Source organism: Paenibacillus sp. J31R98 (assembly GCF_056269245.1).
Map to the genome: position 1 here is coordinate 134,907 of NZ_JBWDNO010000002.1, position 22,002 is coordinate 156,908.

The window sequence follows — 22,002 nt, forward strand, 5'->3', positions numbered from 1 at the left end:
GGCTTCGTTAATCGTCATGAAGATCGATGCCGAATTCTCTTATATTGAATCGGATGCATTTGATGATATTTCTTAAAGACCTTGCTGAAGTAATGCGGGTCGTCGAAGCCTACCAGCTCCGATACTTGCAACACCTTCAAATCCTCTTCGGACAGAAGTTTTTTCGCAGCCTCCATACGTACGGCGGTAATGTAAGCCGTCAGCGTCTGACCCGTCATCCTCCTGAACAGCTTGCTGACATAGTTGGGCGTCAGATGGACCGCTTTCGCTATGCCGCTTACGTGAATCTTATGCATATACTGCCCAAGGACGTATGCCTTAACCGCTTGGATAATCTCAATCTGATCCCGCGGTCGTTGCATACCAAATTGACAAGTAAGCTCTTCCGTGACATTACTCTCAAGTGCCGACAGCCTGTTATCCTCAATTGCCTCACCTCGCCGCAAAATGTCCGAGATAGGGAGGATCACACCGGGTCCCGTAAAGAAACGAAGTTCCAAGGCACGGCATGCCTGCAGGTAAGATTGCCGAATTCTTTCAAGCCGTTCCTCGTGTCCTCCGACACCGACCGTGACCTTCATCCCCAAATCGTCATCGTCATGAAAGCTTCGGACGATGACTTCGCATACGTCCCGAATCGAAACGGAGACATGCACATTCTTTAAGATCGGAAATTGCTCCAAGAATTCTTCAATGGCCTGCCGGTCGCGGAAATATCCCGATGCTAACTGATTCAGAATCGCCGCGATCATACGTTGCGCATGCCGCGAGCGGTGACTATGAAGTTGCGCTCATCGCTGCGTTCATGGACCGCGCAGCACTTAATCGATTTGACTGTCAAAGCCTGCATGACGGTTCCTCCTCGTGTCAGTTATATTCCCTTCGCACTTCGACTTCTTTGCGGTAAGCTCTCGGACTTACTTGAAACATCTTCTTGAACGCTTTGGAGAAGTAACTGAAGTTGCTATAGCCGGCGATCTGAGCGATTTCGCTTATGGGCTTTAAGCTGGTGCGCAGCAGTTGCCGGGTCAACTTCATCTTATTGACGAAGATATACTCCGACAGCGATTCTCCGGTTTCTTTCTTGAACAACCTGGATAAATAAGCCGGATTCAGATGCACCAGCTCGGCAAGCTCTATACGTTCTATTCGCTCATCCAAATGAGCGTCTATATAGTTCTTGATTCGCTGTACAATCGAATCCATCTCCCGCTTCACGATGCTGCTTGCCGTCGCGGTGACCCGAACTGCCCATTCCTCCATTTGCCGGATCGTTTTGGGAGCGGATGCCGGATCAAGCAGTTCCGACTCCGTGAACACGTCATGTACGCGACTCTCGTGCTTTTGCAATACGGAATAGACCGTCTGCAGCACTTGATGGTAGTAAAGCAGCAGCGCTTCCGCGTTTCCGCCGTCGAACTGCAGCGAGACAAGCGACTGGTGGATCCGCTGACACAAGGCTTCTTTGTCGCCAGTCTCGATCAATTCCACCCATTCGGAAAAATCGACTGCACTGCGCCGTTTCGGTTCAACCTGAATCGACCTATAGCGGTACACGTCCTGAGTCTTGATAATATTGTCGAACTCCATACGCAACAACGCATCTACCATTCCTTTGGTACCTTCGATCGCTGTCAAATCGCCGATATAGCAGGACACTTTGCAGTAGAAATGGTGCTCGCAGTATTGGATGAACTGCTTGCAACGTTCGGATAGTTCTTCCGCATCGAGAAGCGTCGTACGATCTTGATAGAGAATGATCCAGTTCGCGCCGCCGTGATCCGAAACCGTACAACCGGAAATCCCCTGCAGCACCGTCTCTTCGACCACTTTGCGGATCGCATATTCCATCAATTCCTCGTCTCGCTCGTTGAACACCTGCGTCCACTGTTCGATGCTGATAAGAATCGGCTGCACGTACATTCGCCGAGGATCGAACGGTACCGCGAAGTCCCTAAGCGCCAGCTCTAAGCGATCGGCCAAGCTCGACAGTCGCGAAGCGAGAATGTCCTGCCAAAAGCGTTCGACCAAAAGCGGCTTCTTCTTTTCCCAGAACGCATTCGCTTTCTCCTGCGCCGCACGCCACTCTCGTTCCCCCCTTGACGCATCCACGATTCGGCCTACGACCGATTCGAGCGCCGCGAAATCCACCGGCTTCAGTAAATAGTCCTGCGCCCCAAGCTGTACTGCCCGCTGCGCATAGTGAAATTCGGCATGGCAGGTCAGGAACAACGTATCCAGCTCCGGATTGTGAGCGCGAATCCATTCGATCAGCTCGAAGCCGTCGCCCTCAGGCATTTCAATATCGCAGATGACCAGACCGATGTCCGTTGTCTGCAGCACGGTCCTGGCATCCGCAACGTTATAGGCTTCATAAATGCCGGTAAATCCAAGAGCGGCCCATTTCACGCCCGATTTGAGTCCTTCAATAGCATAGATTTCGTCATCCACGATCAACAGATTGTACATAGCCGATCGCCCCTCCTATTCCCGTTTGCGAAGCGGAATTCGTATGATCACGCAGGCTCCCTGCGGGAGTACATTGGACAAGATTAGCTCTATTTCCCTGTCGTAGAGTACGTTTAAACGATGGAATACATTCCAAATACCGATATGCTCGTTCGTAAAGGTCCGATCCTCTAGCGTCTCATGCAACCTCTCCACCAATTCTTGCGGGAATCCTTTCCCGTTGTCCTCGATTCGCAGTTCGCACCACTCCTCGCCATGCTTGACGATCGCCTTCGCCTCCACCCGCACGCAGAACAGACTCTTACCCGTCGTGAATCCGTACTTGACGCAATTTTCCACGAACGGTTGAACAGTAAGTGGAGGAATCAACCCTTCCTCAACCGCGGGATCGATTATCCATTCGTATTCCAAGTGTTTCGGGAAACGCAGCTTCTGGATTTGCATGTAGTGGTCTACGTTTTCCAACTCTTCCCGAACGGTCGTAAGGTTTTCATTCAAACGAGCAAAAAAGCGAAGAAAGCTGACCATGTGACGGGCCATCTGCTGTATTAACTGCACCTTCCCGATCTCTGCAAGGTTGTATATGACGTTTAGTGAATTAAATAGAAAATGCGGATTCATTTGCAACTGCAGTTGCTTCAGTTCAGCCTGCCGCAAGCGTAGTTCTTCTTCATAGACGTGGATTTTCAGATCCCGGATCTCCGACGCCATATTATTGAAGGTCTCGCCGATCATACTGAACTCGAGGGAACGCTCAGTCGGGAGTCGCGCGTCCATGTTCCCTTTTCCGATCTGTCTCATTCCCTTAATCAGACGCTTCATCGGTTGGATCACAAGCCGCTGCAAATAAATGAGAAAGAGCACCAGCAAGGCGCCGGCCACGAACGGGATGACATAACTGATACGCTGGAAGAGCGGTACCTGCTGCAACATGTTCTTCTCGGAAATGAGGACCGCAAGCGCCAAATCTGATGCGCTCATCCAATGATAGACCAGCAGATTGGCTTCCTTCCCATGAACCGTGGCGGAATCGCCGCTGCGGTCGCTTACGGCCGCGTTAATCTCTCCAGCCGCGTCAATCGGATCGGAGGTCAGAATATTCCCTTTGCCGTCGATAAAAAAGGCGTTAATATTGCTTCCCTTGGATACCGATTGGAGCGCAGCCATTAAATCCTCGCTGCGGACCAGCGCACCGACGTAGGTATTCGTATCCGTTTCTACGATTCTAAGTAAAAAATTTTCATTCCCAATGCGACTGGTCGTCCATTGGACTTCGTAGGCCCTCAGTTCGGCAACGTTGTTGGCTGTAAAAAGTCCTTCCAGATACGCCTTGATTTGAGTGTATTCGTCATAAGACTCTTGCGCGGGCTGCGCGAAGATCATATCTCTATTAAACGGATTATAGACGAAATCGAAATAAATATGTTCGGCATAGAACATATCCGAATACAGCATCCCGGAAATCGCGACTTTAGTAAGTGTGTAAGCGTTCTCATTATTCATGTCGTATACCATTGAGCGAATGAGCGGCTCCCGATTGGACAGCTTGTAGAGATACTTGCTATCCGAATTCAGCGTTTGATCAATTTGGTCTCCGTACAAGGTGAGCAGATTGGCGTTGTAGTTCGTCACCTGATTCCGAACGACCTTACTCGAATAATCGTTGGTGTAGAGCAGGAAACAAATGAGTGGAATAGTGATGAGACTGAAGCCGAGAATCAATTTTACCTGTAAGGACATTGATCGCTCCCCCTGTCTCAGTGCCTTAATAGAGCTCGTCTAAGGTTATCATATCAAATCAAGCGGAAAGCATGAATCCGTATGATTCACGCTTTCCGCCGCTGGTCTATCACGACTACCGATCTATTTTCTTCAGACCGATTTTATTTTTGCGTTTCCAACCAGGCGTTTAACTGCTTCTGTTTCTCGGCCATAATCTTATCCAAGCCAGCATCGTTCAGCTTTTTAATATAATCGGGCAAGTTCTTGTCGAGATCGAGCGTGCCCGTCTGGATGGCAATGAGATATTGAGCATCGACATTGGCTACCGCGGCCGCCTCGTTCTTGACGTTGGACTGATCAAAGGCGAATCCCAGCCCTGGTGATTTAATCGAACTCTCGTTGAATGCCTTAAACTTGCCCCATTTGTCCGGATCCTCATTACTCCAGAGGTAAGTGTTAAACTGATTGCCGAACATCCAGTTGGTACCTGGATTATAACCGCTCGTTTGCGCGTCGACGCCCTCGGGGAATTCTAACATGCCGTTCCCGTTTTTCACGTAATGCTTGCCTTCAATGCCGAAGTCCAGCAGATTCAACAGATACGGGTCCGTGTAGAGCAAATTAATGAACATCATCGCCCGTTCGGGATCGCCGGAAGTCCGGGAAATCGCCATCATCGCGCCCGTCGCTTCGTTCGTAGTCGTCTGCGGACGAATCAGATCTTTCTGTACCAGATCAATCCCGAGTTGAACGCTCATCTCCGCAGCCTTGCCAGGCTTTGTCCCCTCCGCCCAGGCAAAACCTTTGCCCGATTTCATTATATTGTACATCTGATCAGAGGTCATTGTGGCAGCATCTTTGTTAATGAAGCCGGCCAAGTACCATTCCCGCATCTGATTTAAGATCCCTGTCATTTTCGGGTATTCTATATCGTCTAAGACAGTCATTTTGCCGGTATCCGGATCGATTGAGCCGTGTCCGCCACCGAGTCCGTCCATGTAATAGCCCTGAAACAAACCAGTCAGATTGAGCGAACTTTGAACGAGCGGCGTAACACCCGGCTCATTCTCCTTAATCTTCTGAAAGACAGGAGTCAGGTCGCTGAATGTTTTGATCGAGTCAAGATCGATGCTGTATTTATCAACGAGATCTTTGCGCATCAGTAGGCCTACAGATCCGGCAAACTCCTTCTGCGCCGGCACTGCATAGCTGTGCCCATTAACCTGACTGCCCTTAATCCAATCCTGTCCAAGCGTTTCCTTCACGCCCTGCCCATACTTGTCAAGCAAATCATCGAGTTCCAAATATTGACCTTTCAAGGCATTTGCGGTGTATCCGAGATAACTCGCCGTGAAAATCATATCGAATTTCTCGTTGGATGTAAACATGAGGTTCGTCTTATCTCCCCAAGCCCCCCAATCGATCGGCTTTAGCTCAATCGTAGCGTTGATCTTGTCTTTAAGATATTTGTTCATTTCGTCCTGCACCAATTTAAGGTCTTTGGCCGGCGTAGCTGGATAGAGCATCGTCAGCTTGTAAGGCTCAAGCTGGCTCTTTGAATTCTCCGAGCCGCTACTGCCGGCAGCGGTATCCGCAGTCGTGGAATCGCTACCGTTAGCCCCGCCCGCAGCATTCGTGCTGCCGGCATTATCGTTGGATTTTCCGCCGCAGGCGGCAAGGACTATCGAGAATATTAGAATGATTGCGATTGCCCCGAATGAATGTTTTTTCATCGATTTTTAACCTCCCATTTTTTGTTTGAAAGATATCCATAATACCGCTAGTACTTCGTTATCCAAACTATAAGACATTTTATGAAATTAGACATCACCTACTTGTCGAATTATCGGAGTCAGCCCTTCACTGCGCCGATCGTTAATCCTTGGACGAGATAGCGCTGGAAGAAAGGGTACGCCAGCACGATCGGCCCGACGCCTACAACCGCCATAGCCATGCGCATGGCTTCTGTGGGCGTTGTCGCCAATAGAGAGGAAATATTCCCCGAACCTGAATGCTGCGACAGGAACGCAATATTTTGCATGGTCCGTTGCATCAAGTATTGGAGGCTATACAACTTTTCGTCCGAAATGAAGACTAATGAATTAAACCAATCGTTCCAATAACCCAAGGTCGTAAAAATTCCGATCGTCGCGAGTACCGGAAGCGACAGCGGCATGACAATTCGCAACCAAATCCGAAACTCGCCCGCTCCGTCGATTTTGGCCGATTCCATTAGGGAAGGCGGGAGCGTCTGAAAGAATGTCCGAACAATCAGAATATTAAAACCGTTCATTAGCAGGTTAGGGATGATCAATCCCAATAAGCTATCCTTGACGTTAATGAAATTGGTGTAAACCAAATACCACGGCACCAACCCGCCGTTGAACAATATGGTGAAGAAAACGAAAAACGAAAACCAATTGCGCAACGGAAATTCCCGTTTGGAGATCGGATAGGCGAACAGTGCCGTCATAAGCAACCCTGCAACCGTTCCAATTACCGTCACCATTAATGAGACGCCGTAAGCATGCGCGACCAGCCCTCCGTCTCTGAACAGGTACGAGTAGGCGGCGATGCTGAATTTACTCGGGATTAAGGAATAACCGTGTGCATAAATCGCGTTTTCATCGGTGAACGAGACGGAGAGGACGAGTACCAACGGCGATACCGTTAAGATCACGACGACAATAAACAAAACGTGAAGCAATAGTTGGTGCGCGTTGATTTTTTTTCTTCTTCTGCCTGCTGCTATAGCGGGATTGACTTTGATGGCAGCGGCAACTGCATTAGACTTTTGCATGAAGGCCCCCCTTATCAAAACAACGCATTGTCTTTGTTGATGTTACGGACGATGAAATTAACACCCAGCACCAGAATGAATCCTATCGCGGATTGAAATAGACCGGCTGCCGACGACATCCCCATGTCGCCAAGCATGATGAGCGCGCGGTAAACGTATGTATCGATGACATTCGTCGTTTGCAGGATGGCGCCGGAATTCATCGTCACTTGATAGAACAAGCCGAAATCGGAATAAAAGACTTTCCCGACCGCAAGCAGCGTCATAATAATAATCAAAGGCGTAATTAGCGGTACCGTGAGCCGGGTGCATTGCTGCCACTTGTTCGCGCCGTCGATAACGGCCGCTTCGAAATAATCCCGGTCCAATCCGACGATGGCAGCCAAGTAGACAATGCTGGAATATCCCAATCCCTTCCAAGTGCTGACGATGACCAAAATGTACGGCCAGACTCCCGGTTCGTTGTACCAGTTCAGAGGATCCATTCCAAAGAGAGGGAGAATATGCTTGTTCAAGAATCCGTAATCCGCGCTCAAGAAAGCAAACACAAGATAACTGACGACGACCATGGAGAACAAGAACGGAAGCAGAATCATGCTCTGGTAGATTCTTGCCGCGATGGTGCTGCGAATTTCATTAAGCAGAATTGCCAACCCTACCGAACCGACCGTGCCGATCAAGATAAATGTAAAGTTATACAGCAGAGTATTTCGCGTAATGGTGTACGCATCGTGGGTCTTGAACAAAAACTCGAAATTGCTGAACCCGACCCAATCGCTGCCCCATATGCCCTTGGAATAATCGATATTTTTGAAAGCGATCACGATCCCGAACATCGGGACATAGCTATTAAGCAGGAGATAGAGAAAACCCGGCAGTAACATGAGCAATAACGCTTTGTTCTGCATAATAACTTTTCCGAAGGATCTTCTCCGATTCATGACTGGACACCACCTTCTTATTGGATACTTTTATTATAGAAATCAGAGAAAGACGTCACATACCGTGCAGGAGACCTTAATTTGTACTATTGTGACTTGTTTCCGACTGGACCTTTGCCAACGCATCGATAATCATCTTGAAAATACGTAAGTCGTCCTTGTAATCTTCCGGCGTTGTCTTCGGTGTGCCGTCATTGACGATAATATCGTGCAAATAGTTAAGTTCCAGCGTATACGAGTCCGTAAGAGTAGGGCGAATGACTGATTCGGTGTATTGATCGCCAACGGTTTCGTTCACATACAAATTTGTCGGAAGGTGGCGGATATACGGCGTATTGTATTGCACCTTGACGGATTTGCGCGCCGAATACACTTCCACATGTGCGTCGAACCGTCCTTGCAAATCGATCCCGGACTCGTAAGTGACCGAGAAGTGACCATAATCGAATATGACGTTCCAGAACGTCGTCTCCCGCTGCATCGAAAGCTTGGCGCCGAGCACTGCCTTCGGCATGCCCAGCGCTTCTCGCATAGCGGACAGATCATGGCTTCCCAACCCGGTCAACCAACGATAGAAGCCGAACAATTGCTGTTCCGGCTCGAGCCCCGTCGCCTCTCGACCCAAGCGTTCCGCTCGCCTCTTGCGATCTTCCATGGCCGCATCCGGCAAATCGTTAAAAGTTACCGTATGGCTTGTCGAACGGATAAAGAAATTATTAGGCCCAATAATATCTCTGACCCGAGCATAGGCGATATTGTCCAAACCGCCGATTTCTTCGATCGCACGCTCGAAAGAAGCAGCATAACGACGCATATATCCGACCATTACTTTCACGTTGTTGCGGTCTCTCGCCTCGATAATAGCGTCCGCCTCGGCGAAAGTAAGGCACATCGGTTTTTCAATCATCACGTGCTTCTTGGCATTGATCGCGGCTATCGCGCAATCAGCATGATATTCGTCGCTGTTCAGAACGAATACGACATCGAGATCATCCTGCTTTACCAATTCGTTCGCATCGGTATAAAGGCGATCCACGCGATATTGTTGGGCAACGTGCTCCAGTAGCTTAGGCGATACGTCGCATAATGCGGCAATACGATACTGATGAGGTAGCGACTGGAGCACTGGCAAATGTATCACTTGAGCGACTTCTCCCAGACCGATAAGACCGACTTTTAGAATTTGGTTTGACACTTTTCGAACCTTCTTTCTATTAAGTACTTTTATGCTTCTAGAACAACAACACCGCTGGACCTTCAAATGGCGATTTCACAGCTGTAAAATATTCGGAAGTAGCTCTTCCGACTATTAACAACATTCTTCATGCTTTTATTATAGAAATTAGAGAAATGCGTCACATACCGCGCAGGTGACCTGAACTTGCACTCTTGTGACTTGATTCTATGAGTAGGACAGTTGGACATGATAGCACCTTCATTTTCCTTAAAAAAAAGGCCTTCTTTAGAACTGCAGAAGGCCCATCAACTGATTAGGTAACCGGATAATTGAAGTGCTCCCCAAACAGCAGTTTGGGGAGCACTCTGTATAAGCTAGGTGTTCAACAATCAGCCTCCTCCATGATAACGAACGCGAAAGGACTAAGCTCCAACGTAAAACCGACTTCGGACGATTTCGGAATTTGACGTCGGGTAGGAGTGGAGGTAAGGTCGCCGTTCCTGGTCAATGCTATCGCTACCTGTTCGTCCATCACATACATTCTCTTCGGTTTGAACAAAGACGTTTGTACCCGGATCTGTATCGTTTCGTTGGTGTAATTCGCGAGCAGCATCGTGATCTTGCAGTCCAAGCCACGAATCGCCAGCGCTTCGCAAACTAGCGGATCGGCGTTCCGACATGCAAGCAATGGCATTCCTTGAAGCGGACCTAGCGCGGATAATACGTGATAGAGAGGATAGAGTCCCCCTTCGCGAAGGACACCTAGTAGACCTAAGGTCTCGTAATAACATGCTCTATCGGCTTGCGCCTCCGCTAGATAGCGCACGCTACCCAGCGTCCATGCTGCCCCGAACAATGAAGCTTGACGCGGATCGAAGTGATTCCCGCGATCTTCCGACTGCAACCTTGCCTCCGCACTCGTCGCGTTAGGATTAAGGCGTGGTTTGAACGTAATAGGACCGACGCTCAGAGGGAGATCGCCCATGAGCTCCCTCGTGCTGGCAACGGTAGCTAGTTGCGCCGAAGCTGTCTCCACGATCGAAGATAGATCGAACGCGTGAACTTGCGGATTAATCGGATACATGATGGCTTCGATTTGCTCTAATGAAGGATCCGCGCGGTTCAATTCGGTGAAGTACGCTCTAGAGCCTCCTCCAACGATAAAGGAGAGCTCTGCTTGATCTCTTAGCTGCTTAACAAGGAATGACAGCTCGCTATCGCTCACGTAGGAGTCCGGCGAAGAGAACGCGAATACCGTGTCGACGGAGTTAGCTTGTCCGGCGATCGCGTTCACGAGTTCTTCCCATAGCGTGTCGTCCTCGCCACCGATTGCCTCCAACTCAAGCCCTGCTCCTAGTCTATTGGCTTGGACAGCCGCCAAATCCAGCACTTGACGCCAACCCGGCTCATACAACCGAATCGTAGCCCGCAAGAAACCAAGTTTAAGCTCAAGCAACGATTCCATTTCTTGGGGATTCGCTTCTCGATCCGGCGTGACGCATAGACCCAATCGAGGAATTGTTCCAATTTCGCGATCTTCGATCATCACGGACAAGCCAGTCGCATGAATAGCGCTGTCCTGTCTATCTTCGATTACCCTTTCCCTCCCGATCAGGGACAAGACCACCTTCTGACGAACTACGCTCCCTAATTCGACCTGTATCGGAAAAGGAAGACGAAGCGGCGTACAATAAGTCTTGTAAGAAGCATCTGTCCAATTGCGCTGATCTTCCATCTCGAAGATCTCGCCTTCGAACTGCAGCTTCGCCCACAGGTCGGAATTCAACTTGTGGCTAATCGACGTCATATTCTTGAAAGGCTGATGCGGCGAGATCGCTTGAGGAAACTGTCCGTAAACCTCGGAGTTATCGGATTCGACTACGACTTTGCGGCCCGCAAGCTCCGCAGGATGAAGCACGCAAAAGCCGATCCTGTTCCGCAAGAACGAGGACCGCGCAACCCCGTCGAACGAGAAGACGATCGTTCCGTCCTCGGAACCGACGATCGTCCCTTCCCACTCGAAGTCGATGTCGCCTTGTTTATGCTCCGCGAGGAACTTCACCTCGAACGAGCGATCTTGCTCCGTTACTTCGAAGCTGCGAAACGCCGGCTTGATCGTTCCCCAGTTTCGATCGCGAACGGCCGCATAGATCCCTCTGATTAACTCTTGCTTTCCGTAACGAATATAACGCAAACCGCCATCCTCGAGGATAGCGGTCAATGGACCGGCGCGTAATATTCGACGTTCGGGAAGTGGCTCGGATGAACCATATCGAAGATTTCGGATCTTATGTTCGCTTACCATCCCGCTACCACCTTGTTCTCCAATCTGCCGATTCCTTCGATTTCAACGACTACCGTATCGCCAGGGGCCAGGTAAGCTGGAGGTTGGCGGAATACGCCTACGCCGGCAGGAGTGCCCGTCGAGATGATATCGCCCGGTTCAAGCGTAATATACGCGGACACCGCTTCGATAATCGTAGGGATATCGAATATCATCAAGGATGTGCTCGCGTCCTGACGTACTTCTCCGTTAACATAGCTGCGAAGTGCCAGATTGGACGGATCCGTCAGCTCATCCGACGTGACAATGACAGGTCCGATCGGACAGAACGTATCGACGCCCTTACCGATTATCTCGTGCTGCAAGGCGAACTGCAACGCCCGCTCGCTCACGTCGTGCAGTATCGTATAGCCGAAAATGTAGTCGAACGCGTCCGCCTTCGCGATGGACTTGCCTCGCTTGCCGATGATGAATGCCAGCTCGACTTCGTAATCGGCTTGGCAATCGGGATACGGAAGCACGATCTCGTCGCCAGGGCCGACAATGGCCGTCGGCAGCTTCGAGAATACGGAAGGACGCGCCGGGAACACCGCCTTCGGATTCTCTTCTTTATGGTTCGCGTAGTTGATTCCGCCGCACAATATTTTACCGGGACGGGTGATCGGCGCAAGCAGCTTATAGTCGGACGTCGGTACGCCGGAAGCCGCCTGCTGCCTAGCCTTCCTCAGTCCGACATCGCCGTCTGCGATTAAATCCTTCATATCCGAATAGGAGGTCAGTACAACTCCCCCCTCTGCCTCGACGCCAACTTTAATCGATCCGTTCGCTTCGCAAGCGACTAATCTCATGCCGGTATCCCCCTGAGGACATTATCTCCGTCTATCGCTATCGTTTCTCCTATTTCCATGATCAGCGCTTTCCGCGTGCCCGTCGTATCGTGCTCTGCCACGGACGCCACGAATTGCTCGACTTCGCCACGCTCCGTCTCGTTCGACAAATCCAGATAATGCGAAGCGATCGCCAGCTTCAGCCCAAGGAACTCGGAGGCGAGCGCCGCCTCGGAAGGACTCATCTCGCCCGTGAGCAGCTTGCCGGCAAAGTTGGCTTTGGCCAGCAAAGCTTGCGAGTTGGAGCAGCCCATCAATCCGATTGTCGGCTTGTAGAGCTGGGCGATCAGCTTCATGTCGCCAAAGATCGCCGTGTCTCCGCAATGATAGATGCGCACACCGGTCTCCGGCTCGACGATGAAGCCCATCGGCACGCCCGAAATGTATTGCCCGTCCTTCAGACGAGTTTGCGACCAATGATGGCTTTCCACCGGACGTACGATGACGCCGCCGACTTCGACGAGGATTCCCCATACGGTCGGGTGAATTTGCGTAGACGGGATGCCGTGCTCGAGCAGCACGGCTTTCACTTCTCCTCCGCATACGACCGGCGCCCCCGTTCTGAGCGCGATTGCCGCCGTATCCCCGAGATGATCGTACGCAGCGTGCGTCACGAGAATAACGTCCGGCTTTTCCAACTCTTCATGACGGATCGGAGCATTTGGGCTTCCTTCCAAGAAAGGATCGATCAGAATCCGACGCTGCGGTCCGACGATTTCATACCCTGCCATTCCTAGGAATCGAATTGTAGTCGTCATTGCTTCCAGCCCCTTTCTAAGCCCGCGATCAGCGACACCATGGCGCGATTAAGCGGCACGTCGATGCCTAAGCCGTCCGCGGCTTTGACCACGGCTCCGTTAATCACTTCTATCTCGGTCTTGCGCTTTCCTTCGGCGTCTTGAAGCATCGAGGACTTCCCTTTGCCCGCGCCGGCCAGTACCGTATGGATCCGGTTGATGCGCTCGTCGGTTTCGATCTCGTAGCCGAGAGCCCGGGCAACCGCGGTCGCTTCCATCGCCAAATTGTCCACAAGCTCAAGGAGCGGACCGGGTTCTCCTTGCACGCCGGCGCACAGTCCGGTCAACGCCGAGGTAGGCAAAGTCGCCGCGTTCAGGATGAGCTTCTTCCACACTTCCGTCTTCACGAGCGGAGAAACCTCGGCTGGAATATCGGCATCGTTGAGCAACTCGCCGATCCGCTCGGCGCGTACCAGCGTCTGTCCGTCAACATACGCGCCAACGAAAGTCGCTCCGCGTCCCGTATGGGAGACATGGCCGAGTCCGACTACGGTTGCGCTATGGTAGGTAATGCCGACGACGATCTGCTCCGCCGGAAAAGCGTTCGCGAGCACGTCGGCATTGCCCCAACCGTTCTGCAGGCTGACGATCGTCGTCCGCGGACCGACCATCGCCGAAGCCAGCTGCGCGGCCGATGCCGTATGCTGAGCCTTGACGAAGAAAAACACCGCATCGGCAATGCCGACTTCGCCGGGATCGGCCGTCGCGCGAAGACGCACTGTCTCGCTGCCGCCTTCCTTGGAATCCAAGACGAGACCGTGCTCGTTAATCTGACTGACGAGCGTTTCCGATACATCCACCAAAGTCACTTGATGGCCGGAGGCGTTTAGCCTTGCGGCCAGCATACCGCCCATTGCTCCTGCTCCCACTACTGCGATCATGAATGTTACCTCCCAGTTAGGTATTGAATAAGGATGATTTCATCTTTCCGACGACTCTCGCAATCGTATCGTCATCTCCCACGTTGCCGGGAATGACGGCATATCCCATGCGGGTTCCGTCCTGAAGCCGCAGCCTCCACAAGGAAATTCCAGCTTCCAGCTGCCCGCGCACTTCTGCTTCGTCCGCCCCTAAGCCGTCCGACGCGATCTGGGCGGAAGTGATTCCTCCTTTGGAAACGACAGCATCGCAAAAAGAAGATACCGCTTTCACCGTTTCCGTTAAGGTCTTCATGATCTTGGCGCCGTCGGCAAGCTGGCCGTGGCGTCCTTGGCGGACTCGTTCCGTAGCCAGTACGGCGATCCCTCGATTCGCGAGCTGTTCGCGAAGGCGACGTGCCAATTCGGGAATGACGGCCTCGCAGCCATCCTCGAACACTTGCGCGGTCGGAACGACAACCGGCTCGATGCCCAGCAAGCTCGTCAATTGCTCCAGCTGCCTCGTGGACGCGGCGGTGTGAGAACCGCACGCGACGAGCAAGCGGGCAGGTACATCTTCGGGAACGTGCGAGAGGTTCAGCGCTTGCAATCCGCATCTCGCCGCAGCTAGCGTCGAAGCTCCGCGGACGACGATCGTGCGATGGGGCTCGGTTCTAAGCTTGGCTTCCGCTTGTTCCAAGCCTTCCGCGATGAGCCGAACGTCCCCGATGGTCTCGGCGTCCGGGATGACGACCGTGCGCGGCGGAGCATCAAGCAACGCTCTCGTTACCGCCGTCGGTCCTTTGCCGCGCAATTCTTCGAGAGGCACTAGCGCGGCTGTCCAGCCTGGTCCGACTTCTTGAACCCAATCACTAAGCATGCGGCTCGAATATCCGAAGACGGTATCCATCGCGAACTCGGTTTCCACCGCGGGAGTTCTGCGATCGTCTTGGATGAGATAATGAATGCCGCCGACCGTGACGCGCCCGCATTCCGGAAAGGCGGGGACGAACAGTCCTACGGAACGGGGTTCCGCAAGCACCTCCATCTCGGCGAACACGTGGCCTCTGAGCGTCGAATCACCGCGAAGGACGTAGCCGATCTCGCAGCCGGCTTCCGACGCTTCATCGTCCATCCACGAATGGAGCTTGCTTAAGTAACTCACAGCTTCTTCGCGGGTCATCGCCCGCGAATTCGTCAGCACGTAAACGCAAGCTTGGCTGCCGCGGACGAACTTGCGGAAAGCCTCCTTCGAAGGCCGCAAAATCACTTCCACTCCGGATACCGTCTGCGTCCCTGTCGGATCGTCGTCGAACACGACCCATTTGCGAGAGTGCGGGCTCTCCATTGTCATTCGACCCCCGCGCACGTATCCAGCTCGGTTAACTCGATGCGGAGGCCGTTCGGATTCACCTTAAGGAAACAAGCTCGCCGATCGCGTCCTCCCATCACGACCTTAACTTCGGCTTCCCCGTCTATCTGCGAGAGCGTGTGCGGAATGTCTTTTACGGCAAAACAAAGATGATGGAGACCTTCTCCCTTCTCTTCCAGGAAAGAAGCGATAGGCGTCTCGCCGATTGGCTGCACGAGTTGGATCATCGTCGAGCCGACCTGCAAGTAAGCCAGACGAACGCCGGCGGATGGAAGCTCTTCGTCTTGAATCAATGCGAGGCCTAATTGTTGCGTATAATACGGCAACGATTCGTCGATATTCCGAACCGCTATGGCAATATGATCGATTTGCTCTATCATAATGGGAAACTCCCTTCCGAATCTTGAATGATTTGCTTCAATTTCTCGGCCGCGGAATGCATATGGCGTTCCATCGCTTGCTCGGCCTTCGCTACGTCTCCGCTCGCAACCGCTTCGTACACCCTCGCATGCTCCTCGTAGGAGAACTCCGTCGACTCCGAATTCGCGATTACGCTCTTGATCCATGCGCGAAGCAGCGCCTGAATGCTGGACAGAATGTCCTTCAATACCGTATTGCCAGCCATCTCCGCCAACTTGAGGTGGAACGCCACGTCGCTCTCGATGTACTTCACACTGTCGTTCTTCGCCGCTTCCATTCTCCCGAGGATCGCGGCCAGTTCCGCCAGGGCTGTATCGGTCCTTCTGGCCGTCGCTAACCCCACGATCGAAATCTCGATCTTCTGCCTCGCTTCGATCAGATCTAGCGTGCGCTTCTCTCCTAGCAAAATGCCCCATTCGATTACTTGGGGAAGGAGGTCGGAATCGGCCCGTTTCAAATAGGTGCCGTCTCCCTGCCTGACCTCGAGCAGACCGAGCACAGTCAAAGCCTTCAATGCTTCTCTCAGCGAAGAACGCCCGACTCCGAGCGCCTCGCTCAGTTGCCGTTCAGCAGGCAGGCGATCGCCGGGCTTCAGATGCCCGGACATCAAATAATCGAGCAATCTTCGCGTAATCTCGGTCACGATCGTCTTGCGCTCAATCGGCTCGAATTGGAACGAACTTCCGCCTTCCATGGAATTGCCCCTTTCAGGTAGATAAATATAGTAGAATTATCCTTCGTCCGTTCAATCGAAGGACAGGATGATTTTGTTGACTTCGTTCGGCTTCGTCTTCGCGATATGAAGCGCCTCGGCAATACTTGCGAAAGGCATTCTCGCCGAGATGAACGGCTCGACGAGTTCGGCGTATTTATGTAGGAAATTGATGACTTCGGGGAATCGGCCCGCATTGTTGCGGCTTCCGAGGATTTCGACTTCTTTCTTCGTGAACATTATTCCCGGGAAGCTGATCTGATCGTTCGTCAGTCCGACGATGACGATTCGCCCTCCCGGACTAACCAAATGGATCGTCTGCTCCATCGTCAGCTTAATTCCGGCCGACTCGATCACAATGTTCGAGCCTTCGCCGCCGGTCAGCTCCATGACCCTCCCAAGCGTATCCTGCTCCCGCGGATTGATCAGTTCGTCCGCTCCGAAATGCTTCGCGTTCTCCAGCCGCTCGGGAACGACGTCCACTGCGATGACCTTCACGTTGAAGAGCTTTTTCATGAGAATCAACGCCGTTAATCCAATCGGGCCGACCCCGAGAATCGTGACGACGGCACCGTCGTGCATATCCGCGCGATGAACGACCTGAGCTCCGATCGTGAACGGTTCGCATAAAGCGGCCGTCTCGTAGCTCATTCCGTCCGGCATAAGGTGGGCGTACGCTTCCGGTACCGTCACGTATTCGGCAAAGCCGCCCGGGCGGAATCCGCCGATCATATCGATGCTGACGCAGCAATTGTATTTGCCTCTTCGGCACGGGTAACACTTGCCGCAAGGAACGGCGGGCTCGACGATGACCCGTGCTCCGACTTCATGTTTCGTAACTTCGGAGCCGATGGCTACGACTTCGCCGGACAACTCGTGACCGTAGATTTGCGGATAAACCGCGTACGGATGCGTACCGTCGTAATAGTGGACGTCTCCGCCGCATATGCCCGCCGCCCGCATCCGGATGAGAACCTCGTTAGACTTGGGCTCGGGCTTCGGAACGTCTTGTATTCCGATTTGGAAGGGCTCCGTCATAATAGCTGCTTTCATGTCGTTCACGTCCCCCTATGAATGATCGAATAGAATCGCTTTATGCTCTGATGCGCTCTCGTAAGTAGCGAAGATGAGCCGGAGCGTTCGTAGATTGTCCTCGCCGCTCGTCTGGAACGGTTCTCCCGATTCGAGGCACGTAATGAAATGGGAGGATAGCCGGAAGTGGCTCTCTTCGTGATCGAGCTCCGTCGGCCCGCGCGCTACCTTGCGTCCTCCGTCCGAGTCGATGATCGCGATGCTTCCATCGCCATATAGCTTCAACGAGGCTTGATCGCCGTCGATGATGAATTGCTCGATATGGTGCGCTTTAACGGAATCCTTTTCGAGCGGTTCGTTCAATTCCCTCCGGGTTGCCCAGCTCATGTCCATTAGTCCGTAGAAATCTTTGTGACCCAAGGTAACGATACCGGAATCTTCTCCGACCACATACGGACTGTTCACCTTAAGTTCGGCGTACAATCGGCTAGGCTCCCCGAATAGAAACCGCCAAGTATCGTACCAATGCGCGCCCATCTCGTAGAACATCAGGCGAGGCATCCGGGTCAGAAACGCCTGGGGCAGATGCATGTCCTCGGACATCCGCATCGTGAAATAATCAGAATGCAAATACCGCGCCGCAAGCAACTTGCCTAGCTCTCCGCCTTCTATCACTTGCTTAATCGTCTGGAAGATCGACAGCCATCGCCAATTTTCCGTCACCATCAGCCTAACGCCCGCATCCGACGCGATTTGTACCATCCGGGCAGCTTCCTCGTAGTTCGAAGCGAAAGGCTTCTGGCATAGCAAGTGCTTGCCTGCTTTCGCGGCCTTCTCGACGAACTCGAGATGCGTCTCGGGACCCGTCACGATATCCACGATATCGATATCCGCGTCCGCCAGCATTTCGTCAATAGAGGTATACAATCTATCCTCGGATACGCCGTAACGCTGCGCCTTCTCGACCAATTTACCCCGACTGCGATTGCAGAGCGCCGAGATTTCCACATTCGGAATCCGGCTCCATGCTTCCAGATGCTTCTCAGACCAAAACCCCGTGCCCACCAAGCCTATTTTCCACACCAAGATGATCCCTCCGAACACGTAAGTCATCGATTGGTTAATTGGTCGACCAATTTGATTTCAGTATAAAATCGGACGTCTATTTCTGTCAATCTTTATCTTGGAAAAAACAAGAAAAGACGAAAACGCTAAAAATATTTCCGTTACTTCAATCGGCATATTATCGCACAGGCAGAATGCTTTTTTTGCCATAGCCATCTAACACGACATCTAATAGCTTCCTTGTTATAATTTAGAACAAAGTTGCATTAAAGTAATCTGCCCCGTTACTTCAACGAAAAGCGTAAAGAAGCTACCGGTCAATGCCGGCAGCTTCTTCCTGGTCGTTTATTTAACTAACGTGCTCCATTAATTCAACAACATATGATAATTAAATTCAATCGTCTTTACGATACCATTTTGCTAAGCCTACTATTAATCCCATTAGCGGCCACACAATAAAACTTATAATAAGCAGCAAAAGAAAATCTATTGAAATCAACTTGTTTATTGAAAAATGATACTCAAAAATTATTGTATAAACTTGATTAATAATTGCTACAGGTATTCCCCATTTTACTACTCCATTACGAAGATAGGCTTTCTTTTCTTGGGATTCAGTTGTTTGATTCTTATCTTTTTGGTTCAAAAGAGTTCACCTAAATTCCGCATCTTGAATTTATGATTCAATATTCGTGAATATATAAGAACTCTCCTGCCCATTACTTCAACGAAAAACGGCAGCCTTATCTAGCCGAACCAGAATCATTCTGCACTTCTTCTTTAGTCTCTATGTGCTGAAGTTGTTCTAGAGTCATTATGCTTTTACTTGAGAACTGGTCACCAATGGAGGCTTCCCCATTTTCTGTTTCATATATGTTGCATCATAAACTCGGAGTGTTTTTACTTCGACAAACAAATCATATAATACTAATTTAGGGGTTCCATTGGCTTCATATAGAGTAACGGGGACACTAAATAACAAGTATGTTTTACCGTCTGCTGTATAGTCACCTCGTTCTAAATGCTCCGGTTCCCCAAGGCTATATTTACCTACAACCATCTCTACAAATTTCTTTTTAATTTCATGGCTTGCTTGAGTATCAATTTTTGTTGAGTTAATCAAGTTAACCTCTTTGTTTCTCTTCTCATTAGAAGAAATATTACTTGAAGACTTTGATAGGTCACTTGAAGCTACTTTTCCGCTATTCCCATTTCCACACCCAATCAGTAGAAATGATGAAATTGTATAAAGAAGAACTAATTTACTAATTATCCGTTGGCTGCTCAACTTGATTCCCCTATCCATCGCTTGTCTATTCCTTTAAGTGAATCCAGTAGCACGAGATCATTATAACATTCGTTGTACTAGCCTGCCCCGTTAGCTTAATCAGCTGGTAGTTGAAGGATTCAGTCAACAATCTATTTCTTTGTTCTTTTGTTGTATTGTTTTCCACTTTGAATATCCAAATATTAAACCAAACACTAAACCAGCGACCAGATCATACCAATCATATGGTCTGCCAAACAAAAATCGAGCTAAACTCATGAATACTAAATAAAATATTTCTCCTTTTAATGCTTCTTTGAATAAAAATCGGTACTTTTCTTGTTCATATAAGATCTCCATGATGGCATCCCATAATCCCCCAACATGTGCTATGGAGCAACTGCCTTCGGGAAATTGCTCCAAGATGTGTTAGATTATCGTGCTCGTTTGTGTATTAAGATCATTTCATAAATACCATACATGAAATAATTTCCTATTATTGATTAAAGCAAATTCACACAACTCCCAAAGATCATTCACTGCGTTTATACTGGCATCTGTTACTAATATATCTTCATTTGAATACTGTTTTTGCATCTCTAAAAACCATTCCTTTGTTAAAACAACAAGTTCTTCTCTTTCTAAAAGTGAAAAATACATTACCCACTCCTCATTAACTTCAAGAAGTCCGAATTCCTTTGCATCAACAATGACCTTAAGTAACTGTCTAAGTGTAATCGCCTCTTGGTTAGTGAACTTTGATGCTTTTTCAGAAAGGGTATTTAAATCTTTTGGTGATAGATGCAGTGAAAAATCTGCTCTTCTTTCAATGTTATTTTCCAGTCTTTCTAAATCAAAATCTGACATCGCTTCAATAATTTCTTCATCGTTACCTATGATAAATTCTAGGAACAATCCCACTAGTTCTTCCTCCCAGATGAGTGGCTGATACTTAAAATATTCAAGAGATGATTTATGAATCCTGCCCGTTAGCTAAACAGTCCTGTCGTTGATGCCGGCAGTGTTTATAGCTTGTTTCTTTGGGGAGAAAATACCTCTATAAAAGGAGGTTATTTTCATGAAGTTAACATCATTAGCAGCAAATGTCTTACTTGCCGCTTCATTGGCTGTATCTGCTCCAATGGATAAAGTTGCAAATGAAACAGAAATAGCAGACCGTAACAAGAATCAACTACAAACTTCATGTGATGTGCATAAAGACGCATTCGTGTGGACTTTGTTCAAACCGCTAGAAAACGTTCTTCAAGAATATACGGATGAGCGACAATTCATGGTCGGGTGATGTCGTTGAGGTCAAACGTTTGAAGCCAGGTCAATATTATTGGGAGACAACCTTGAAAGTAGCGACTTTTGAAGGACCTCATAACTCGCCTTATCATTACTTTTACCAACTTGGTTGCAAATGAAGTAACAGTGAAGAAAGTCTTAAGAACAGAATAAACACAATTAAACTGTCCGTTAGCGCAAAGAAGGCTGCCGGATTCATTTGCCAGCAGCCTCGTTGATATGTATTGAGCTATAGTACCCGTTAGCTGAACGAAGGCAGCTGCTAATTTTCTCTGAACAGCTGCCTTCGTTTTTTGGAAGCTAACGTACCATTAGCTTTACCCTTGTTTCACTAAGTTCTCAGCTGTGCGGAATGCTAGAGCCATAATGGTTAAGACGGGGTTAACGCCACCATTGGTTACATGCACAGAGCCATCGCTTACCCAGAGATTGTCATATCCATGCACGCGGCCACTCGGGTCGGTAACGGAAACGGATGGGTCGTTACCCATGCGCAGTGTACCCGATTGGTGCTGCCCGCCGCTTAGCCCAGCGCCGGCCTTTGTTCGCCAAACCTGGTGTGCTCCTGCTGCCCACAGCCACTTCTCTGCTTGTTCGGCGAGCATATCCTACTTGTTACCCTCGGAATTTTCAATAAATTTAATGAAAAACGGCAACTGAACATCATGCTAGCTGCCGTCGTGTTGTATTGAGCGGATAGGCTCTTTAGTTTAATCTGATTTCAAAGCCATAATAATGGGACCAATACCTTCGCATTCAATTACTAATGTAGTGCCTCGTTTTTTCATTCAAAAACTAAGATTTGCTACCGATGCCAGAAAAACCATTCAGGTCGGTTTTAAGCTCTTTAAGTTGGATTTCTATATCAAATTCAACACAATAAAAATAATTC

The 22,002-nt window shown here is 50.1% G+C and carries 23 protein-coding genes; 2 read left to right on the top strand and 21 right to left on the bottom strand.

The window, feature by feature from the left end:
• Window positions 1-14: 14 nt before the first annotated feature.
• The 20 genes from AC0YNX_RS08845 to AC0YNX_RS08940 form a co-directional block, all read right to left on the bottom strand.
• Window positions 15-752, bottom strand: coding sequence for a helix-turn-helix transcriptional regulator (locus AC0YNX_RS08845; RefSeq protein WP_475815322.1), 738 nt, complete (start codon window positions 750-752; stop codon window positions 15-17).
• A 115-nt stretch (window positions 753-867) separates the two neighbouring features.
• Window positions 868-2,469 (bottom strand): response regulator, encoded by a 1,602-nt coding sequence (locus AC0YNX_RS08850; protein WP_475815323.1) that lies wholly within the window; start codon window positions 2,467-2,469, stop codon window positions 868-870.
• A 15-nt stretch (window positions 2,470-2,484) separates the two neighbouring features.
• Complete coding sequence (locus tag AC0YNX_RS08855; RefSeq protein WP_475815324.1) at window positions 2,485-4,209, bottom strand: cache domain-containing sensor histidine kinase; 1,725 nt, start codon at window positions 4,207-4,209, stop codon at window positions 2,485-2,487.
• 143 nt (window positions 4,210-4,352) lie between these two features.
• The gene (locus AC0YNX_RS08860; protein WP_475815325.1) at window positions 4,353-5,924 is read right to left on the bottom strand and encodes an ABC transporter substrate-binding protein; all 1,572 of its coding nucleotides are present in this window, start codon (window positions 5,922-5,924) and stop codon (window positions 4,353-4,355) included.
• Window positions 5,925-6,043: 119 nt separating this feature from the next.
• Window positions 6,044-6,991 carry a carbohydrate ABC transporter permease gene (locus tag AC0YNX_RS08865; protein ID WP_475815326.1) on the bottom strand — a complete coding sequence of 316 codons (948 nt, stop codon included), beginning with the start codon at window positions 6,989-6,991 and terminating at the stop codon, window positions 6,044-6,046.
• Window positions 6,992-7,005: 14 nt separating this feature from the next.
• The gene (locus AC0YNX_RS08870) at window positions 7,006-7,932 is read right to left on the bottom strand and encodes an ABC transporter permease (RefSeq protein WP_475815327.1); all 927 of its coding nucleotides are present in this window, start codon (window positions 7,930-7,932) and stop codon (window positions 7,006-7,008) included.
• A gap of 76 nt (window positions 7,933-8,008) precedes the next feature.
• On the bottom strand, window positions 8,009-9,127 hold the full coding sequence (locus AC0YNX_RS08875) for a Gfo/Idh/MocA family protein (protein WP_475815328.1): 1,119 nt from the start codon (window positions 9,125-9,127) through the stop codon (window positions 8,009-8,011).
• Window positions 9,128-9,491: 364 nt separating this feature from the next.
• Window positions 9,492-11,414 (bottom strand): D-apionate lactonase family protein, encoded by a 1,923-nt coding sequence (locus tag AC0YNX_RS08880; RefSeq protein ID WP_475815329.1) that lies wholly within the window; start codon window positions 11,412-11,414, stop codon window positions 9,492-9,494.
• The gene (locus AC0YNX_RS08885; RefSeq protein WP_475815330.1) at window positions 11,408-12,241 is read right to left on the bottom strand and encodes a fumarylacetoacetate hydrolase family protein; all 834 of its coding nucleotides are present in this window, start codon (window positions 12,239-12,241) and stop codon (window positions 11,408-11,410) included. The genes AC0YNX_RS08880 and AC0YNX_RS08885 overlap by 7 nt, the downstream gene beginning before the upstream one ends.
• Window positions 12,238-13,038, bottom strand: coding sequence for an MBL fold metallo-hydrolase (locus AC0YNX_RS08890; RefSeq protein ID WP_475815331.1), 801 nt, complete (start codon window positions 13,036-13,038; stop codon window positions 12,238-12,240). The genes AC0YNX_RS08885 and AC0YNX_RS08890 overlap by 4 nt, the downstream gene beginning before the upstream one ends.
• Window positions 13,035-13,958: a ketopantoate reductase family protein gene (locus AC0YNX_RS08895; protein WP_475815332.1), complete on the bottom strand. Its 924-nt coding sequence runs from the start codon at window positions 13,956-13,958 to the stop codon at window positions 13,035-13,037. The genes AC0YNX_RS08890 and AC0YNX_RS08895 overlap by 4 nt, the downstream gene beginning before the upstream one ends.
• A 16-nt stretch (window positions 13,959-13,974) precedes the next feature.
• On the bottom strand, window positions 13,975-15,282 hold the full coding sequence (locus AC0YNX_RS08900) for a four-carbon acid sugar kinase family protein (RefSeq protein ID WP_475815333.1): 1,308 nt from the start codon (window positions 15,280-15,282) through the stop codon (window positions 13,975-13,977).
• A 2-nt stretch (window positions 15,283-15,284) separates the two neighbouring features.
• Window positions 15,285-15,686, bottom strand: a complete 402-nt coding sequence (locus tag AC0YNX_RS08905; RefSeq protein WP_475815334.1) for a VOC family protein — start codon at window positions 15,684-15,686, stop codon at window positions 15,285-15,287.
• Window positions 15,683-16,420, bottom strand: coding sequence for a FadR/GntR family transcriptional regulator (locus AC0YNX_RS08910; RefSeq protein ID WP_475815335.1), 738 nt, complete (start codon window positions 16,418-16,420; stop codon window positions 15,683-15,685). Before AC0YNX_RS08910 ends, AC0YNX_RS08905 begins: the two co-directional genes overlap by 4 nt.
• Window positions 16,421-16,471: 51 nt before the next feature.
• Entirely contained in the window at window positions 16,472-17,491 is a 1,020-nt protein-coding gene (locus AC0YNX_RS08915) for a zinc-binding alcohol dehydrogenase family protein (protein WP_475815336.1), read from the bottom strand.
• A gap of 15 nt (window positions 17,492-17,506) precedes the next feature.
• Window positions 17,507-18,553, bottom strand: coding sequence for a Gfo/Idh/MocA family protein (locus AC0YNX_RS08920; RefSeq protein WP_475816210.1), 1,047 nt, complete (start codon window positions 18,551-18,553; stop codon window positions 17,507-17,509).
• Window positions 18,554-18,929: 376 nt separating this feature from the next.
• Window positions 18,930-19,181, bottom strand: a complete 252-nt coding sequence (locus AC0YNX_RS08925; protein WP_475815337.1) for a hypothetical protein — start codon at window positions 19,179-19,181, stop codon at window positions 18,930-18,932.
• 168 nt (window positions 19,182-19,349) lie between these two features.
• Complete coding sequence (locus AC0YNX_RS08930; protein WP_475815338.1) at window positions 19,350-19,823, bottom strand: hypothetical protein; 474 nt, start codon at window positions 19,821-19,823, stop codon at window positions 19,350-19,352.
• Window positions 19,824-19,946: 123 nt separating this feature from the next.
• Window positions 19,947-20,225, bottom strand: coding sequence for a hypothetical protein (locus AC0YNX_RS08935; RefSeq protein WP_475815339.1), 279 nt, complete (start codon window positions 20,223-20,225; stop codon window positions 19,947-19,949).
• Window positions 20,226-20,267: 42 nt separating this feature from the next.
• Window positions 20,268-20,723, bottom strand: a complete 456-nt coding sequence (locus AC0YNX_RS08940; RefSeq protein ID WP_475815340.1) for a hypothetical protein — start codon at window positions 20,721-20,723, stop codon at window positions 20,268-20,270.
• A 157-nt stretch (window positions 20,724-20,880) separates the two neighbouring features.
• Between AC0YNX_RS08940 and AC0YNX_RS08945 the strand changes: the two genes are divergently transcribed.
• Window positions 20,881-21,105, top strand: a complete 225-nt coding sequence (locus tag AC0YNX_RS08945) for a hypothetical protein (RefSeq protein ID WP_475815341.1) — start codon at window positions 20,881-20,883, stop codon at window positions 21,103-21,105.
• Window positions 21,080-21,229 carry a DUF3888 domain-containing protein gene (locus AC0YNX_RS08950; RefSeq protein WP_475815342.1) on the top strand — a complete coding sequence of 50 codons (150 nt, stop codon included), beginning with the start codon at window positions 21,080-21,082 and terminating at the stop codon, window positions 21,227-21,229. Before AC0YNX_RS08945 ends, AC0YNX_RS08950 begins: the two co-directional genes overlap by 26 nt.
• Window positions 21,230-21,427: 198 nt before the next feature.
• Here AC0YNX_RS08950 and AC0YNX_RS08955 read toward each other — a convergent pair whose 3' ends face one another.
• Window positions 21,428-21,715: a GMC family oxidoreductase gene (locus AC0YNX_RS08955; protein WP_475815343.1), complete on the bottom strand. Its 288-nt coding sequence runs from the start codon at window positions 21,713-21,715 to the stop codon at window positions 21,428-21,430.
• Between the last annotated feature and the right edge of the window lie 287 nt (window positions 21,716-22,002).

Excerpts from the sequence above, each read along its gene's own strand:
- AC0YNX_RS08880 (WP_475815329.1), bottom strand. The coding sequence starts at position 11,414 with ATGGTAAGCGAACATAAGATCCGAAATCTTCGATATGGTTCATCCGAG.
- AC0YNX_RS08895 (WP_475815332.1), bottom strand. The coding sequence starts at position 13,958 with ATGATCGCAGTAGTGGGAGCAGGAGCAATGGGCGGTATGCTGGCCGCA.
- AC0YNX_RS08855 (WP_475815324.1), bottom strand. The coding sequence starts at position 4,209 with ATGTCCTTACAGGTAAAATTGATTCTCGGCTTCAGTCTCATCACTATT.
- AC0YNX_RS08865 (WP_475815326.1), bottom strand. The coding sequence starts at position 6,991 with ATGCAAAAGTCTAATGCAGTTGCCGCTGCCATCAAAGTCAATCCCGCT.
- AC0YNX_RS08945 (WP_475815341.1), top strand. The coding sequence starts at position 20,881 with ATGAAGTTAACATCATTAGCAGCAAATGTCTTACTTGCCGCTTCATTG.
- AC0YNX_RS08905 (WP_475815334.1), bottom strand. The coding sequence starts at position 15,686 with ATGATAGAGCAAATCGATCATATTGCCATAGCGGTTCGGAATATCGAC.
- AC0YNX_RS08890 (WP_475815331.1), bottom strand. The coding sequence starts at position 13,038 with ATGACGACTACAATTCGATTCCTAGGAATGGCAGGGTATGAAATCGTC.
- AC0YNX_RS08900 (WP_475815333.1), bottom strand. The coding sequence starts at position 15,282 with ATGGAGAGCCCGCACTCTCGCAAATGGGTCGTGTTCGACGACGATCCG.
- AC0YNX_RS08950 (WP_475815342.1), top strand. The coding sequence starts at position 21,080 with ATGAGCGACAATTCATGGTCGGGTGATGTCGTTGAGGTCAAACGTTTG.
- AC0YNX_RS08885 (WP_475815330.1), bottom strand. The coding sequence starts at position 12,241 with ATGAGATTAGTCGCTTGCGAAGCGAACGGATCGATTAAAGTTGGCGTC.
- AC0YNX_RS08850 (WP_475815323.1), bottom strand. The coding sequence starts at position 2,469 with ATGTACAATCTGTTGATCGTGGATGACGAAATCTATGCTATTGAAGGA.
- AC0YNX_RS08870 (WP_475815327.1), bottom strand. The coding sequence starts at position 7,932 with ATGAATCGGAGAAGATCCTTCGGAAAAGTTATTATGCAGAACAAAGCG.
- AC0YNX_RS08860 (WP_475815325.1), bottom strand. The coding sequence starts at position 5,924 with ATGAAAAAACATTCATTCGGGGCAATCGCAATCATTCTAATATTCTCG.
- AC0YNX_RS08910 (WP_475815335.1), bottom strand. The coding sequence starts at position 16,420 with ATGGAAGGCGGAAGTTCGTTCCAATTCGAGCCGATTGAGCGCAAGACG.
- AC0YNX_RS08955 (WP_475815343.1), bottom strand. The coding sequence starts at position 21,715 with ATGCTCGCCGAACAAGCAGAGAAGTGGCTGTGGGCAGCAGGAGCACAC.
- AC0YNX_RS08845 (WP_475815322.1), bottom strand. The coding sequence starts at position 752 with ATGATCGCGGCGATTCTGAATCAGTTAGCATCGGGATATTTCCGCGAC.
- AC0YNX_RS08915 (WP_475815336.1), bottom strand. The coding sequence starts at position 17,491 with ATGAAAGCAGCTATTATGACGGAGCCCTTCCAAATCGGAATACAAGAC.